This is a genomic window from Lysobacter sp. Root916, assembly GCF_001429785.1.
GTDB lineage: Bacteria > Pseudomonadota > Gammaproteobacteria > Xanthomonadales > Xanthomonadaceae > Lysobacter.
Genome location: NZ_LMJF01000001.1, coordinates 1,660,168 through 1,675,763, shown reverse-complemented (window position 1 = coordinate 1,675,763; position 15,596 = coordinate 1,660,168). Strand labels below are relative to the sequence as shown.

Here is a 15,596-nt window from a genome sequence, read left to right as displayed (position 1 = left end):
ACCTGCATCCGAACGCCATCCGCTGCCCATTCCCAAGCCTGGCTGCGACCCGAATTCGACCGCCGTCCGGTTTTGACCGGTTCGGCATAAATAACTCGTAGGAATTGTGACTAGGGAGCGAGTTTGCCTGTCGGCCTTGGCCGACAGTGAGTTCACACGGACGAACAAGGAATGTTCGATGGCACTGCGCATTCTGCTTCTGTGCACGGCGTGCAATGGGCTGACCCAACTGGTCTCGTGCCGGTTGTCGGAACTGGGCCACGACGTCGTCATCCAGGTCGCGAGCGACCCCGAAACCATGCAGCAGGCGGCGCAGCGCGAGCGCCCCGATCTGATCGTGGCGCCGATGCTGAAGTCGGCGATCCCCGAGGCGATCTGGAATCGCAGCACTTGCCTGATCGTGCATCCCGGCATCGTCGGCGATCGCGGTCCTTCCTCGTTGGATTGGGCGATCCTGGAAGGCGAGCGCGAGTGGGGCGTGACCGTGCTGCAGGCGGCGGCGGAGATGGACGCCGGCGACATCTGGGCCAGCGCGACCTTCCCCATGCGCGAGGTCGGCAAGAGCGAACTCTATCGCCACGAAGTCGCGCAGGCGGCGTTGCGCGCCTTGCTGCAGGCGATCGAGCGTTTTGCGTCCGGGCTGCATACGCCGCGCGCGCTCGACTATCGCGACGCGGATGTGCGCGGGCGCTTGCGTCCGGCCATGCGCGCGGCCGATCGTGCGGTGGATTGGGACCTGCCCAGCGCGACGATCCTGCGCCGCGTGCGCTGCGGCGACAGCGCGCCGGGCGCGCGCGCCTTGCTGGCCGGCTTGCCCTGTCAGCTCTACGACGCCTGGCCGGAAGCGACCCTGCGCGGACGTCCGGGCGAGTTGCTGGCGCAGCGCGAAGGCGCGGTCTGCGTGGGCAGCGGCGACGGCGCGTTGTGGCTGGGCCATCTGCGCGTCAAGGACGGCATCAAGCTGCCGGCGGCGCAGGTGTTGGGCCGGCGCCGCATGGCCAAGGTGCCGGAGCGGCCGTTGGCGTTCGACGCGCCGGAAGGGCCCGACACCTGGCGCGACATTCGCTACCGCGAGGACGGCGAGGTCGGCTACCTGCATTTCGATTTCTACAACGGCGCCATGTCGACCCGGCAATGCGAGCGCCTGCGCGCCGCCTTCCTGCACGCGCGCCAGCGGCCGACGAAGGCGATCGCCTTGATGGGCGGCCGGGACGTGTGGAGCAATGGCATCCACCTCAACCAGATCGAGGCGGCGAAGGATCCGGCGCTGGAGTCCTGGCACAACATCCTGGCCATGAACGCGCTGGTGCGCGAGATCGTGCTCACCGACAGCCATCGCGTGATCGCGGCCATGCAGGGCAACGCCGGCGCCGGCGGCGTGGTGCTGGCCCTGGCCGCGGATCAGGTGTGGGCGCGCGCTGGGCTGGTGCTGAACCCGCATTACCGTGGCATGGGCGGCCTGTACGGCTCGGAGTACTGGACCTATCTGATGCCGCGCCGGGTCGGCTTGGCGCGCGCGCAGGAGCTTACCGAGAGCCTGCGTCCGCTGACCAGCGAACACGCCGCCCGCATCGGTCTGATCGACGCCGCGTTCGGCGAGGACGGCGCCGGTTTCCGCGCGGAGGTGGAGGCGCGTGCGCAAGCCCTGGTCGAGCCCGCGGCCTGGCGCAAGGCGATCGGCCTCAAGCGCCGGCGCCGCAGCAGCGACGAGCGCCGCAAGCCGCTGGAGAGCTACGCCGCCGAGGAGCTCAGCCACATGTACCGCAACTTCTTCGGCCCCGATCCGGCCTACCACGAGGCCCGCCAACGCTTCGTGCGCAAGGGCGCGCCGGCGCCGGCGAGCGAGCCCGCGCGCGACACCCACGATTCGCGCGAGGCCGCCTCGTCGGCTTGATGATGCGCTAGACACAAATGCGTAGGGCCGGGAAGACCCGGCCCTACGCTGGCGCTGTGTCGGAGGCCTAGTGGCCGCCGGCCGCGGCCGCGCCAGCTTTGGCTTGGAACGGCGGCTTGGCGAACCAGACGAACACGATCACCGCCAGGAAGATCAGGCCGAGCAGGTGGAAGATCTCATTGAAGCCGATCTGCGCGGCCTGGTTGGAGATCATCCGCTCCAGCATCGCCGCGCCGGTCTGCAGGTTGCCGCCGCCCATGCGGGTGGCGGTCTCGATCAGGTTGGGATCGTAGGCCGACAGCTTCTCGGTGAGGTGGGCATGGTGGACCGCGCCGCGCTCGGTCCAGGCGTAGGTGGTCAGCGAGGCGGCGAAGCTGCCGCCCAGGGTGCGCATGAAGGTCGCCAGGCCGGAGCCGGCCGCGATCTCGTGCGGCTGCAGATCCGACAACAGGATCTGCAGCACCGGCATGAAGAACAGCGCCACGCCGAAGCCCTGGAACAGTTGCACCATCGCGATGTGGTTGAAGTCGACGTCGAGGTTGAAGCCCGAGCGCGCGAAGCTGGTCAGCGACATCGCGATGAAGGCGAAGGTGGCCAGCCAGCGCAGGTCGAACTTGTGCGCGTAGCGGCCCACGAACGGCGTCAGCAATACCGGCAATATGCCGATCGGCGCGGTCGCGAAACCGGCCCAGATCGCGGTGAACCCCAGGTTGCGCTGCAGCCACAGCGGCACCAGGATGCCGACCGCGAAGAAGGCCGCGTAGGCGATCACCATGGCGGCGGTGCCGGCGGCGAAATTGCGGTGCCGGAACAGGCGCAGGTTGACGATCGGGTCCTTGTCGGTGAGCTCCCAGATCACGAACACCGCCAGCGCGATCGCCGACACGATCGCCAGGATCACGATCAGGTTGGAACGGAACCAGTCCTCGTCGTTGCCCAGGTCGAGCAGGATCTGCAGGGCGCCGACGCCGATCACCAGGGTGATCAGGCCGACGTAATCCATCTTCGGCTTTTCCAGCTTCTCCGGGCGGCCGCGCAGCTGGCTGCCGACGACCAGGCTGGCGAAGATGCCGATCGGCACGTTGATGAAGAAGATCCATTCCCAGCTGTAGTTGTCGGTGATCCAGCCGCCGAGGATGGGGCCGGCGATCGGCGCGACCACGGTGACCATCGCCAGCAACGCGATCGCCTGTCCGCGTTTGTGCGGTGGATAGATCGAGATCAGCAGGGCCTGGGTGATCGGGTACATCGGGCCGGCGACGAAGCCCTGCAGCGCACGCGCGGCCACCAGCAGGCCCATGCTGTTGGCCAGACCGCACAGCAGGGAGGCGATCACGAACAAAAAGGTCGCCCACACGAACAGCTTGCGCTCGCCGAAGTGGCGGGTCAGCCAGCCGGTCAGCGGCAACGCGATGGCGTTGCTGACCGCGAACGAGGTGATCACCCAGGTCGCCTGGTTGGCGCTGCCGCCCAGATTGCCGGAGATGGTCGGCAGCGAGACGTTGGCGATGGTCAGGTCGAGCACCTGCATGAACGACGCCAGCGCGAGGCCGAGCGTGGTCAGCGGGATGTTCGGTGGCCGGAAGCCGGCTTGCGGGGCGGGCGCGGCTGCGGTGGCGGTGGCGGACATGGAACGGCCTTGAGAGGGAGTGGCGCGGCGTTCGTCGCTAACGGGGCGAGGTCGCGATCGGCTGCGGCATCGCAGTGCGGTTGGGCGAGGGCGCCCGGCTCATTGCGCCGGGCGTCGGATGCGCGCGCGGGACCGGCCCGCGCCGCCTACGCTCAGCCGTGGCGGTTGGGCAGGTTGTCGTTGACGATCTTCTCGATCAGCGCGTCGGCGTCGGCGAGCTGCTTGGTGTAGGCGTCGGTGGTCAGCACCGGCTTGGCCGGGGTCGAGCCAGCCAGCATCGCGCCGTCCTGGCCGCGGATGTTGACGTCGACGTGCATGCTCAGGCCCAGGCGCAGCGGGTGTTCGAGCACCTGCTTGCGATCGACCTCGATGCGCACCGGCACGCGCTGCACGATCTTGATCCAGTTGCCGCTGGCGTTTTGCGCCGGCAGCAGGGCGAACGCGCTGCCGGTGCCCATGCCGATCGCGGCGACCTTGCCTTCGAAGGCCACATCGCTGCCGTAGAGGTCCGAATGCAGCTCGACCGGCTGGCCGATGCGCATGTTGTTGAGCTGGGTTTCCTTGAAGTTCGCGTCCACCCAGACTTGCTCCAGCGGCACGATGGTCATCAGCGTGGCGCCCGGCTGCACGCGCTGGCCCAGCTGCACGTTGCGCTTGGCGACGTAGCCGGAGACCGGCGCGACGATGGCGGCGCGTTGCAGGTTGAGGTAGGCCTGGCGCAGCTGCGCGGAGGCGGCGGCGACCTGCGGCTGCTTGCCCAGGGTGGTGGCGTCGACCAGCGCGCGGTTGCGCGACAGGGTGCCGCGCGAGGACGACAGGCTGGCTTCGGCGGCGGCCAGTTCGTCGCGCGCGTGGGCCAGCTCCTCGGCCGAGACCGCGCCGCTGGCGACCAGGCCCTCGCGACGCTTCACGTCGGCGCGCGCCTTCTGCACCGCGACTTCGCGCGCGCTCAGATCGGCTTGGCCGGCATCGACCGCGCTGTACAGGCCGCGCACCTGGCGCACCGTGTTGGCGAGGTTGGCGACCGCCTGTTCGTAGGCGACCTGGGCGTCGTTGGGATCGAGCTGGACCAGCACCTGGCCGGCCGTCACCTTCATGCCGTCGTCGGCGCCGATGCTGACCACGGTGCCGATCGACTGCGGGGTGATGCTGACGATGTTGCCCTGCACGTAGGCGTCGTCGGTGTCCTGGTGCCAGCGCGCGACCAGCAGGTACCACGCCGTCCAGCCGATCGCGGCGATCACCACCACGGCCAGCAGGAGGAGCAGGAACTTGCGGCGCTTGCCGTTGGTGGGCGCGGCCGGGGCCGCGGCTTGCGGATTGATTTCGGTGGTCATGGCGTGGAGGCCTTGGCGATGTCGGAATTGGAGATGGCGGTGGTGGGAGCGGTGAGCTGGAGCCCGCCGCCGAGCGCGCGGTCGAGTTCGATCGAAGCGCTCAGGCGCTGCGCGCGCAGCGTGACGATCTGCTGATCCAGCTGCAGCAGCGGGCGCTGCGCGGCCAGCACGTCGAGCTGGGTGCCCAGGCCGCCGCGGTAGCGCGCCGTGGCCAGTTGCCAGGCCGACTGCGCGGCGTCGCGCGCCTGTTGCGCCGAGACCAACTGCGCGTCCAGCGAGCGCGCGGCCTGCAGGGCGTCGGCGACTTCGCGCAGCGCGCCGACCAGGCTCTGGTTGTAGGTGGCGACGGCGAGGTCGTAATCGGCGTCGCTCTTGGCCAGCTGATTGCGCAGACGGCCGCCGTCGAAGATCGGCATGCTGATCGCCGGGCCGCCTTGCAGCAGCAGGGCGTCGCTGGAGAACAGGTCGGACAGGCCGCCCGAGGCCAGGCCGATCATGGCACTGAGGTTCACGGTCGGATAGAAGTCGGCCTTGCTGGCGTCGATGCCGTGCGCGGCCGCTTCCACGCGCCAGCGCGCGGCGACCACGTCGGGGCGGTGGCCCAACAATTCGCTCGATGCGACCGCCGGGATCGCCGGCGCGGACGCGCTCAGCAGGCCCGGCTTGGCGATGCTCTGGCCGCGGTCCGGGCCCTTGCCCAGCAGCGCGGCGATCGCGTTGCGGGCGGCGTCGATCTGCTGCTGCGCCGCCTGCGCCTGCTGCTGCGCGGAGGCGACCGTGCTTTCGGCGTTACGGATCTGCAACTGGTTGTCCAGACCGGCCTTGACGCGCTGACGGCCGAGGCCGAGCAGGCGGCTGGCGCGTTCCTTTTCGGCGACCGCGACGTCCTGCGCCGCATGCGCCTGCGCCAGCGCGACGTAGGCGCGCGCGATGTTGGACGACAGGGTCAGGCGCGCGGCCTGGGCTTCGACCTCGGCGGCGCGGGCCTGGCCCAGGGCCGATTCCCAGCGCGCGCGATGGCCGCCCCACAGGTCGGGGCTGTACTTGAAGCTCAGCGACAGCAGTTCGACGCCGCTGTAGTGGCCGCCCAGCGGTTCCGGGGCCACGGTTTCGGGAATGCGCACGCCCGCGTACTGGGCGCCGGCGCCGACGGTGGCCTTGCGCGCGGCGTCGGCCAGGCCGGCCTGCGCGATCGCCTGGCGCACGCGCGCGTCGGCGGCGTCCAGGCTGGGCGTGCCGGCCAGGGCTTCGGCGATCAGGCTGTCGAGCTGGGTATCGCCCAGCGCGGTCCACCAATCCTGCTTCGGGAACGCGGCGTCGGACACCGCGTAGGCGCCCAGGCTGCGCTGGCTCTCCAACGCGTCGGCGTCGAGCGCGCGGCCTTCGGGGGCCAGACCGTGGGTGCTGGCGCAGCCGGCCAGGATCAGCGCCGCGGCCAGCGCGGTGAGCAGGGGGCGCAGCGCGCGTCGCGGTAGCGCGGTGCGGGCGGTCGAGACAGGCATGTTCATGGCTCAGGAACCGGAGGGAGTGAGGTTGTCGCGCACCTGTTCGAGCAGGCGCGTGAGGGTTTCGCGTTCTACGTCGCTCATGCCGCTCAACGCCTGCTCGCGCACGCGCTGGCCGCACTTGTTGATGTCCTGCCAGATGGTCACACCGGCGTCGGTGAGATGAATGTTCAAAGCCCGGCGATCCGACGGATCGGCGACCCGCGCGACCAGGCCGCGCCCTTCCAGCCGGTCGAGCAGGCGGGTCATGGCGCCGGGATTGAGTTCGGCGGCGCGCGCCAGGTCGGTCACGCCGGCGGTGCCGTCGGCGAGCTTCTTCAGGGTGATGTACTGGCTGAACGTGAGTTCATGGCCGGCGGCGGCCAGCTCGCGCTCCATCTGCGCCCACATGGCGTCGCGGACTTGGCGGAACAGCAGGCCCAGGGTGGAGCCGCTGCAGGCGATCGGGGGAGGGGCGGTCTTCATGGGGCGGCATATTGCTACCCTCTGCAATAGTTGTCAATGCAAATATTGTTACGTCAATGGAACGCCGTGTCGCGGCGCGCGGGCGAGCGCGCCCGCGCCCGCCCAGGACCTCTCGTCAAGGTTTTAGACGGAAATTATTCAGTTAAATCAGTTGGATGCGACGTAGTCTACGCTCAGGCCAACGCCGCCAAGGCGATCACGTCCAGCAACACATGGGCCAGGATCACCGGCCACAGCCGTCCGGTACGGGCGTACCAGCCGGCGAACAGCAGGCCCAGCGGCACGATGCCCAGCACCCCGGCCGAGCCCTGATAGAGGTGGTAGGCGACCCGGATCGCGGTGCTGACATGGATCGCCGGCCACAGGCCCCAGCGTTCGCGCAGGGCCACCAGCACGTAGCCGCAGACGAAGATCTCCTCGTAGAAGCCGTTCACCGCCGAAGTCGCCAGGATCGCCGTCCAGCCCACGTCCGGCGTCGTCTGCGCGGGCTTGAGCGCGGTGCCGCTGGACAGCGCCAGCGTCGCCAGCAACTGGTACGACAGTATCGACGCCGCCACCAGGACCAGCGCGGGCACCGCATCGCCGGCCTGCGCCGGCGGCCCGAAATGCGCCATCGTCCAGCCGCGCAGGCGTAGGAAGTAGCCGAGCATCGCGATCACCGTCAGTTCGACGATGAGCACGCTCCATAGGTCGGCGGCGCTGAAAGTGTAGGCCGCGTCGGTCTGCGCGGGCGCGCCGGACAGCACGCTCTGCAGGCTGGACAGCAATGCCCAGCCGAACGCCAGCCCGATCACCACCACGAACTCGCTGCGCGGCGACAGCGAGCGGATCCAGTCCTGCATGCGCGATTCCGATTGCGGTGGTACGAGAGGGCGGTGGGCTCAGGTCCGTTGCAGGACCAGCTCCAGCACGAACTTGCTGCCGAAGAACGCCAGCACCAGCAGCGCCATCGCCGCCAGGGTCCAGCGCACCGCGGTGCCGCCGCGCCAGCCGTAGCGCCAGCGGCCCAGCAGCAGGCCGCCGAACGCCAGCCAGGACAGCACGCTCAGCGCGGTCTTGTGCACCAGGTGCTGGGCCAGCAGGTTCTCGACGAACAGCAAGCCGGTCAGCAGGGTCGCGGTGAGCAGCGCGAAGCCGACCGCGATGGTGCGGAACAACAGGGTCTCCAGCTCCACCAGCGGCGGCAGGCCGCGCAGCCAGCCGTGGAACTCGCGCCGGCGCAGCGCGCGTTCCTGCAGCCACAGCATCGTCGCCAACAGGGCCGCGATCGCGAGGGTGGCGTAGGCGAGCAGGGCGAACCAGGCGTGCAGCTGCAGGCGCCAGTCCAGCGGCTCGGCCAGCACGTGGCCGTAGGCGTGGTAGCCGATCAGGGTCAGCGCCGCCAGCGGGAACACCACCACGCCCAGCGCGGCCATGCGCCCGGACGCGCCGACCACCGCGGTCAGCGCCGCCATGCCCAGTCCGATCAGGGACAGGGCGGCGAAGAAATGCAGATCGGCGCCGCCGGCGAGTTTCCAGGCCATCAGGTGGGCGGCGCCGTGCAGCAACACCGCCAGATCGGCCGGCAGCAGCCACAACCGGGCCTTGCGCCCGCCGTCCTTGCGCACGGCCGCGACCAGCAGCGCGGCGGCGACCAGATAGAGGACCACGGCGATGAGAACGATTGTCATCGCGGCAGTGTGGCATAAGAGCCGGGATTGGGGATTGGAGATTGGGGATTCGCAAGAGCCAGGGAGCACGGGTCGTACGGCGCTGCGTGGCTGTCGTATGTTCCGGCACCGCCCCGTGCAAATCCGCGGCGTCGCTTTTCCTTCCCCTTTGGAAAAGGGGCGGGCGAGGGGCATTTGCGCTTCGACCCAGGGCGATAACCCTTTCGCAAGCCCCGACCTCTCAATACCTGCACGGCCTCCCGCCTCTCGGACGCTATACTTCGCGATTCCGCCTAACGCCCCCGACGCCTCATGTTCGAATCCCTGACCCAACGCCTGTCCGGCACCATCGAGCGCCTGCGCGGCCGCGGCCGGCTGACCGAGGAGAACATCCGCGAGGCCACCCGCGAGGTCCGCATCGCCCTGCTCGAGGCCGACGTCGCGCTGCCGGTGGTGCAGGCCCTGATCGAGCGCATCAAGGTGCGCGCGGTCGGCCAGGAAGTGCTGAAGTCGCTGACCCCGGGCCAGGCCCTGATCAAGGTGGTGCGCGACGAGCTCACCGCGGTCATGGGCTCGCAGGCCGCCGACCTCAACCTCAACGTGCCGGCGCCGGCGGTGATCCTGATGGCCGGCCTGCAGGGCGCGGGCAAGACCACCACCGTCGCCAAGCTCGCCAAGCACCTCAAGGAACGCCGCAAGAAGAAGGTCATGGTGGTTTCGGCCGACGTCTACCGTCCGGCCGCGATCGAGCAGCTCAAGACCCTGGCCGAACAGGTCGACGTGCTGTTCTTCGCTTCCAGCGCCGACCAGAAGCCCGAAGCGATCGTGCGCGCCGCGATCGACGACGCGCGCAAGTCCTATGTCGACGTGCTGATCGTCGACACCGCCGGCCGCACCAGCATCGACGAAGCGATGATGGCCGAGATCAAGGCCCTGCACGCCGCGGTGTCGCCGGTCGAAACCCTGTTCGTGGTCGACTCCATGACCGGCCAGGACGCCGCGGTCACCGCCAAGCACTTCAGCGAAGCGCTGCCGCTGACCGGCGTGGTCCTGACCAAGACCGACGGCGACGCGCGCGGTGGCGCCGCGCTGTCGGTGCGCTACATCACCGGCCGTCCGATCAAGTTCATCGGCGTCGGCGAGAAGCCCGACGGCCTGGACGTGTTCCATCCCGACCGCGTCGCCAGCCGCATCCTCGACATGGGCGACGTGCTGTCGCTGGTCGAGCAGGTCGAGCAGCAGGTCGACAAGGACAAGGCGCAGAAGCTCGCCGAGAAGGTCGCCAAGGGCAAGAAGTTCGACCTCAACGACATGAAGGACCAGCTCGAGCAGATGCAGAACATGGGCGGCCTGCACGGGCTCATGGACAAGCTGCCGGGCATGGGCCAGATCCCCGAGGCGGTCAAGAATCAGGTCACCGGCAAGGAAGTGCCGCGGATGGTCGCGATCATCAACTCGATGACCAAGAAGGAGCGTCGCAATCCGGCGCTGCTGAACGGTTCGCGCCGCGCGCGCATCGCCAAGGGCTCGGGCATGACCCCGGCCGACGTCAACAAGCTCATGAAGCAGTTCCAGCAGATGGAAAAGATGATGAGCAAGCTCTCCGGCGGCGGCATGAAGGGCCTGATGCGCGGCATGAAGGGCATGATGGGCGGCCGCGGCGGCATGCCGTTCCGCTGATCGTCCGGCGCGGGCGCGACAGCATCGAAACGGCGGCCACTGGCCGCCGTTTTCGTTTGCGCCATCGCAACTGCGCGAACGCAACGTATCGCCACCGCTCGCCCTCCCAAGGGCCGCCGCTGCCTCCTGTAGGAACGGCGCGAGCGGCGACCGCGTCGCCACACGAAGTCGCGCAATCGCGGCTCACGCCGCTCCCACAGAAAGCGGTTGCGCGGCCTTGGGGTAGGAGCGGCGTGAGCCGCGATCAGATTCAGGCCGAGCGCCGGCATCCGGTGCGCTGGGCAAGCCGGGTCGGGGCCTTGCGTCGAGCGGCCTATGAAGTAGCGACGAATCAGGCGCGCAGCCAGCGAGGCTTTCGGCGCCATCGCCATCGCCATCGCGCGGTCGCGGCTTACGCCGCTCCTACCCCAAAGCAGCGCAGCCCCTGCCTTCTGTGGGAGCGGCGTAAGCCGCGATCGATACATGGAGAGCCGCGACTGCGTCGCCGCTGCGACATCGCGGCATTCGCGATCGCCGTGTCCGCATAGGTACACCACCCGCGTATCGCCCGCTGCGATTGCGTTCGCCGCGCGTCGCCCGACCGGCGGCGCCGCGCCGTCTTAATGGCGGAGACGTGCGAACGCGATCATATCCCTGCAGCGCGATGCAGGACCGCAACGCGCCGCGCAGTCGCCACCGACTGGCCGCCGGCTCGCCAGGGCCGGCGGGTTCGCCACAGGCCGCGTCGCTCCGGGGTAAGGGCGGCACGGCCATCATCAAGGAGTGAAGCGCATATGACGAAGATGTTCCGCCGTTGCACCACCGCCGCGCTCGCGTTCGCGGGCCTGTTCGCCGCTTCCGCGCATGCGGACACGGTGTTTGCCGTCCACAGCCAGGCCGGCGATCCGGTCGGTGCGGGCCAGTCCGCCGTGTACACCGATGCCGACTCGACGATGACGATGGAGGCCGACGCGCACTCCATCCGTCTGACCGTCGCGCGCGGCGACGACCACTGGTACGTCTCCGTGGGGGCGCCGACGCAGCGCAAGTTCGAACTGGGCCGTTACTACGACGCCGAGCACCCCACCTTGCGTACCGGCCGCGCGCCCTACGTGTACATGGCCAATGGCGGTCGCCGTTGCGACGATCTGTGGGGCGAGATCCATATCCAGCAGCTGGAACTGGATCGGCAGGGGCGGGTGGCGGCATTGGAGGCCACGGTGCTGCAACGCTGCGGCAGCGCGAGCGCACCGGTGCTGGCGGCGGTGATCCGGCACAACGTGGCCCCGTACTCGGTGAAGCTCGACAGCGGCGGCGACGACCCGGTCGGCCAGGGCCTGCAGAAGAGCTACTTCGGCGACACCAGCACCTTCCATTTGCTGGGAGAGTCGAACTACATGGATTTCACCGTGAGCGGCCAGCGCGACGTCTGGCGCGCCAAGCTCAGGCCGCCGGTCGGCGGCGTGCTGCAGCCGGGCACCTGGCCCATCGGCACCGACACCAGTGCGCTGTTCGTGTTCGATCGCCCGAGCCAGGGGCGCTGCAGCTGGATCAGCGGCGGCCAGGTCGAGGTCAAGGGCGTGCGTTACGACCCCCTCAATGGGCGCCTGATCGGGATCCACGTGGACTTCGAGCAGTTCTGCGACGGCGCCGACAAGCCCCTGCGCGGCAGCATCCGCTACGGGCTGTAAGCCTTATCGGGCCCCGCTACGGAAGGCGGGGCCGGCCAGGGACGGCCATTCAGGCAGGGGCAGGCGGCGTGGCCAGGGAGGGCCCGCCGCCGCGCCAGGGCCGGGCGGGGCCGCCTGGGCGCGTGGAGGCCGGGGGCGAGTTTGCCTAAGCCCACGAATCGGCTACAATTTCCGGCTTACCTCGCCAATCCGGCGACTGGGCAACACAGGAACTGTAAAGATGGTCAAGATTCGCCTGACTCGTGGCGGCGCCAAGAAGCGTCCGTTCTACCACATCATCGTCACCGACAGCCGCAGCGCCCGCGACGGCCGCAACATCGAGCGCGTCGGTTTCTACAACCCGGTCGCCACCGGCAACGAGAAGCGCGTCGAACTCGACATCGCTCGCGTCGAGCATTGGGTGAGCAAGGGCGCTCAGCTGACCGAGAAGGTCGCTGGCCTCTACAAGCAGGCCGGCAAGGCCGCTCCGGCCGCCTAAGCCGCTTCGCCGCGCGCCTCGCGCGCGCGGCGACCGCCTCACGGCCGCATCGCAATGACCGAATCCACGCGTCGCATCCTGCTGGGCAGGGTGCTGAGCGCTTTCGGCGTGCGCGGCGAGGTCAAGCTCGAGTCCTGGACCGAGCCTCGCAGCGCCATCTTCCGCTACCAGCCCTGGATCGTGCGCGACCCGCAAGGACGCGAGCGCGAGCTGTCGGGCGTGCGTGGCCGCGAAAGCGGCAAATATCTGGTCGCCAGTTTCCCCGACGTCGCCGACCGCGACGCCGTCGAAGCCCTGCGCGGCACCGAAATCTATGTCCCGCGTTCGGCCCTGCCGCCCCCCAGCGAGGGCGAGTACTACTGGGTCGACCTGGAAGGCTTGCGCGTGGTCACCGTCGACGGTGTCCAGCTGGGCACCGTGTCGCATCTGTTCGCCACCGGCGCCAACGACGTGCTGGTCGCGCGCGACGACGAGCGCGAGCGCATGATTCCGTTCGTGATCCCGCAGTACGTGACCTCGGTGGATTTCGAGGCCGGCGTGGTCACGGTGGACTGGGATCCCGAGTTCTAGGAACGAGCGCAGCGTAAAAAGGAGCGAGAGCGCTTTCGTTCCCGGTCTCGTTACCGACCCGCCGATCCACTTAGGCTTTGACTCTCGTTCCTCACTCCTACCCGCTCGTTCCTGGCCCTATGCGTATCGATGTCGTCAGCCTGTTCCCCGAATTCGTCGCCCAGTGCGCGGCTTTCGGCGTGGTCGGGCGCGCGGCCGAGCGCGGGCTGCTGTCGCTGCAGGGCTGGAACCCGCGCGACTACGCCGAGGGCAATTACCGCCGGGTCGACGACCGTCCGTTCGGCGGCGGTCCCGGCATGGTGATGCTGATCGACCCGCTGCGCGCCAGCCTGCGCGCGGCGCGCGCGGCCGATCCGGCGCCGGCGCGGGTGATCTATCTCAGCCCGCAGGGCGCGCGCCTGACCCAGGCCAAGGTCCGCGAACTCGCCGCCAGCGAACGTCTGATCCTGCTGTGCGGCCGCTACGAGGGCGTGGATGAGCGCCTGATCCGGGCCGAGGTCGACGAGGAGTTGTCGATCGGCGACTACGTCCTGTCCGGCGGCGAGCTGGCCGCGGCGGTGGTGGTGGACGCGGTCGCGCGCCTGCGCGAGGGCGTGCTCAACGACGCCGAATCCGCGGTCCAGGACAGCTTCGAGGACGACGGCCTGCTGGACTGCCCGCACTACACCCGCCCGGTCGAGCACGAGTTGGGCCCGGTTCCGGAGGTGCTGATGTCCGGCAACCACGCCCGGATCGCGCGCTGGCGGCGCCAGCAGGCGCTGGGCCGGACCGCCGAGCGGCGCCCCGATTTACTGGACGAAGCCGGCCTGCCCAAGGACGATCGTGCCCTATTGGCCGCTTATCGGGCCGAACAGGCCGCCGCGGCGGTATCCGGGCCGGCTCGGGCCCGGTGCGAGGAGGCCGGGGCGGACCCGGCGGCGCAGGCCGAGTCGGCTAAGCCCTAGTCACGCAACGAAAAAGGCCGTTATAATGCACGGCTTCATTGCTCCATCCATGCCATGACGCGGGTCCACGTGCACTCGCGCAACAACTAATCCAACAGGCCGTGCCATGAACAAGCCCTCGCTCCACACCCTGCTGCAGAATTTCGAAGCCGAACAGGTCCAGCGCCAGCTGCCGGACTTCGGCCCCGGCGACACCATCGTCGTCAACGTGAAGGTCAAGGAAGGCAACCGTGAGCGCGTCCAGGCCTACGAAGGCGTGGTCATCGCGAAGAAGAACGGCGGCCTGAACTCCTCGTTCACGGTGCGCAAGATCTCGCACGGCTTCGGCGTCGAGCGCGTGTTCCAGACCCACAGCGCGATCATCGACTCGGTCGACGTCAAGCGCCGCGGTAAGGTCCGCTCGGGCAAGCTGTACTACCTGCGTGGCCTGGAAGGCAAGAAGGCGCGCATCAAGGAAGACCTGGCCGCTTACGCGCGCGCCAAGAACGCCGCCGAGTAATTCCGCGTCGCGCGCCTCGCGCGCAGCGTAGAAAACGGCCGCCGCGAGGCGGCCGTTTTCGTTTGAGGCATCTCGTTTCGAAGCGTGGTTTACGACGTCCAACTACGATGTCGCGTGTGCGATGTCGCATTTCCGCCGGGCGCCCGGTGCGCCGCGTATCGTGCCTGCCAGCGCCGCGACGCGCGATGCGGGCGCAAGCTTTTATCCGACGGGCGCCATGCGCTAGATTGCTCGCAAGGCATCGCCGATGCCGTACCCGAAAGGTCCGCGCAGGAGCGCACGCATGCAATCGAACTTGTCCGTAGGCGATATCTGCACCTATCAGCGCAGCGATGGCCTCTGGGGTTTCTTCTGGGTGCAGCGCATCGACGCGTTGCCCGACGGCGGCGCGGCGATGTCGCTGCGCAAGTTCGACGTGAACGCCGCCGACGAAGTCCTGGCCGAGCACGTGGACGATGTCGCCGAACTCAAGGGCCTGCCGCTGCTCGGCCACTTTCCCATCGTCGACAGCCGCGTGGCCGAAGCGGCGCCGCGGGTGATCGGCTCGATGCCGGTGACCGATGAGGATCTGGAGGGTTACCGGATCTGGCGCGAGGCCTACGACGCGGGCGAAGCCGGTGTGTTCACCTTGGCCTTGGAAGAGATCTGAGCCTCCGCGGAATCTGCACCCGCGCGTAGTCGTCCCGCTGCGATCGCGCTGCGCTCGGTCAACGCGAGGCGAGTACGCAAAGCCTGGAAGCACCGCAATTTCAATGCCTAGCGTGATCCTGGGCGCGCCGCATTCGTGATACCGATGAAAACGAATTCCGAGAAAAAACCGTCCACCGTCGAAGCGGCGCCCGCGACCGCCAGCGTGCGCCTGGACCTGTGGCTGTGGGCGGCGCGTTTCTACAAGACCCGCAGCCTCGCGCGCAGCGCCATCGAGACCGGCAAGATCGAAGTCGGCGGCCAACGCGCCAAGGCCTCGCGCGCACTGCGCGCGGGCGATGCGCTGCGCATCGCGCGTGGCGAGGAACTGTTCGAGGTCAACGTGCTCGCGCTCAGCGACACCCGCGGCCCCGCCAGCGTCGCCCAGACCCTGTACACCGAAACCGAGGCCTCGCGCGCCGCGCGCGAAGCCGCCCGCGCTTTGCGCGTGGCCGAACGTAACGGCTACCAGGCGCCCGAGACCAAGCCCGACAAACGCGCGCGACGGCTGATCCGCGCGCTGGGCGATATCGACGCGTTGTAGGGGCGCGCCTAGCCCGCGCTGAGGGACGGGTCGCATTGCGTGAG

15 protein-coding genes are annotated in these 15,596 nt (G+C 69.0%); 9 read left to right on the top strand and 6 right to left on the bottom strand.

The genetic code is table 11. The annotated features are described in order from the left end of the window. The first annotated feature begins 178 nt into the window (after positions 1–178). Positions 179–1,894 carry an enoyl-CoA hydratase-related protein gene (locus ASE35_RS07485; RefSeq protein ID WP_200956211.1) on the top strand — a complete coding sequence of 572 codons (1,716 nt, stop codon included), beginning with the start codon at positions 179–181 and terminating at the stop codon, positions 1,892–1,894. A 67-nt stretch (positions 1,895–1,961) separates the two neighbouring features. Here the strand turns inward: ASE35_RS07485 and ASE35_RS07480 are convergent, their stop codons facing one another. The 6 genes from ASE35_RS07480 to ccsA all read right to left on the bottom strand — a co-directional run bounded on the left by ASE35_RS07480 (position 1,962) and on the right by ccsA (position 8,501). Further along, a complete protein-coding gene (locus ASE35_RS07480) occupies positions 1,962–3,524 on the bottom strand; it encodes a DHA2 family efflux MFS transporter permease subunit (protein WP_056175836.1) in 1,563 nt (520 codons plus the stop codon). 152 nt (positions 3,525–3,676) lie between these two features. Further along, entirely contained in the window at positions 3,677–4,861 is a 1,185-nt protein-coding gene (locus ASE35_RS07475; RefSeq protein ID WP_057163364.1) for an efflux RND transporter periplasmic adaptor subunit, read from the bottom strand. Further along, positions 4,858–6,369 (bottom strand): efflux transporter outer membrane subunit, encoded by a 1,512-nt coding sequence (locus tag ASE35_RS07470; protein ID WP_057163363.1) that lies wholly within the window; start codon positions 6,367–6,369, stop codon positions 4,858–4,860. The genes ASE35_RS07475 and ASE35_RS07470 overlap by 4 nt, the downstream gene beginning before the upstream one ends. 3 nt (positions 6,370–6,372) lie before the next feature. Continuing rightward, positions 6,373–6,831 carry a MarR family transcriptional regulator gene (locus tag ASE35_RS07465; RefSeq protein ID WP_057163362.1) on the bottom strand — a complete coding sequence of 153 codons (459 nt, stop codon included), beginning with the start codon at positions 6,829–6,831 and terminating at the stop codon, positions 6,373–6,375. Between the two features lie 173 nt (positions 6,832–7,004). Next, positions 7,005–7,673, bottom strand: coding sequence for a type II CAAX endopeptidase family protein (locus tag ASE35_RS07460; protein WP_056175825.1), 669 nt, complete (start codon positions 7,671–7,673; stop codon positions 7,005–7,007). Positions 7,674–7,712: 39 nt separating this feature from the next. Continuing rightward, on the bottom strand, positions 7,713–8,501 hold the full coding sequence (gene ccsA, locus ASE35_RS07455) for a cytochrome c biogenesis protein CcsA (protein ID WP_057163361.1): 789 nt from the start codon (positions 8,499–8,501) through the stop codon (positions 7,713–7,715). 291 nt (positions 8,502–8,792) lie between these two features. Here ccsA and ffh point away from each other — a divergent pair, with 291 nt between their 5' ends. The 8 genes from ffh to ASE35_RS07415 all read left to right on the top strand — a co-directional run bounded on the left by ffh (position 8,793) and on the right by ASE35_RS07415 (position 15,552). Further along, positions 8,793–10,160: a signal recognition particle protein gene (ffh, locus tag ASE35_RS07450; RefSeq protein WP_056175819.1), complete on the top strand. Its 1,368-nt coding sequence runs from the start codon at positions 8,793–8,795 to the stop codon at positions 10,158–10,160. Between the two features lie 773 nt (positions 10,161–10,933). Then, a complete protein-coding gene (locus tag ASE35_RS07445; protein WP_057159593.1) occupies positions 10,934–11,830 on the top strand; it encodes a hypothetical protein in 897 nt (298 codons plus the stop codon). Between the two features lie 220 nt (positions 11,831–12,050). Further along, positions 12,051–12,308, top strand: a complete 258-nt coding sequence (gene rpsP, locus ASE35_RS07440; protein WP_056175808.1) for a 30S ribosomal protein S16 — start codon at positions 12,051–12,053, stop codon at positions 12,306–12,308. Positions 12,309–12,362: 54 nt separating this feature from the next. Continuing rightward, entirely contained in the window at positions 12,363–12,878 is a 516-nt protein-coding gene (gene rimM / locus ASE35_RS07435; RefSeq protein ID WP_056175806.1) for a ribosome maturation factor RimM, read from the top strand. A 119-nt stretch (positions 12,879–12,997) separates the two neighbouring features. Then, positions 12,998–13,822, top strand: coding sequence for a tRNA (guanosine(37)-N1)-methyltransferase TrmD (trmD, locus tag ASE35_RS07430; protein WP_057163360.1), 825 nt, complete (start codon positions 12,998–13,000; stop codon positions 13,820–13,822). A gap of 106 nt (positions 13,823–13,928) precedes the next feature. Further along, entirely contained in the window at positions 13,929–14,321 is a 393-nt protein-coding gene (gene rplS / locus ASE35_RS07425) for a 50S ribosomal protein L19 (protein ID WP_056175799.1), read from the top strand. Positions 14,322–14,604: 283 nt separating this feature from the next. Beyond that, entirely contained in the window at positions 14,605–14,970 is a 366-nt protein-coding gene (locus tag ASE35_RS07420; protein WP_056175796.1) for a hypothetical protein, read from the top strand. Positions 14,971–15,114: 144 nt separating this feature from the next. Then, positions 15,115–15,552 (top strand): RNA-binding S4 domain-containing protein, encoded by a 438-nt coding sequence (locus tag ASE35_RS07415; RefSeq protein WP_057163359.1) that lies wholly within the window; start codon positions 15,115–15,117, stop codon positions 15,550–15,552. Positions 15,553–15,596: the final 44 nt, after the last annotated feature.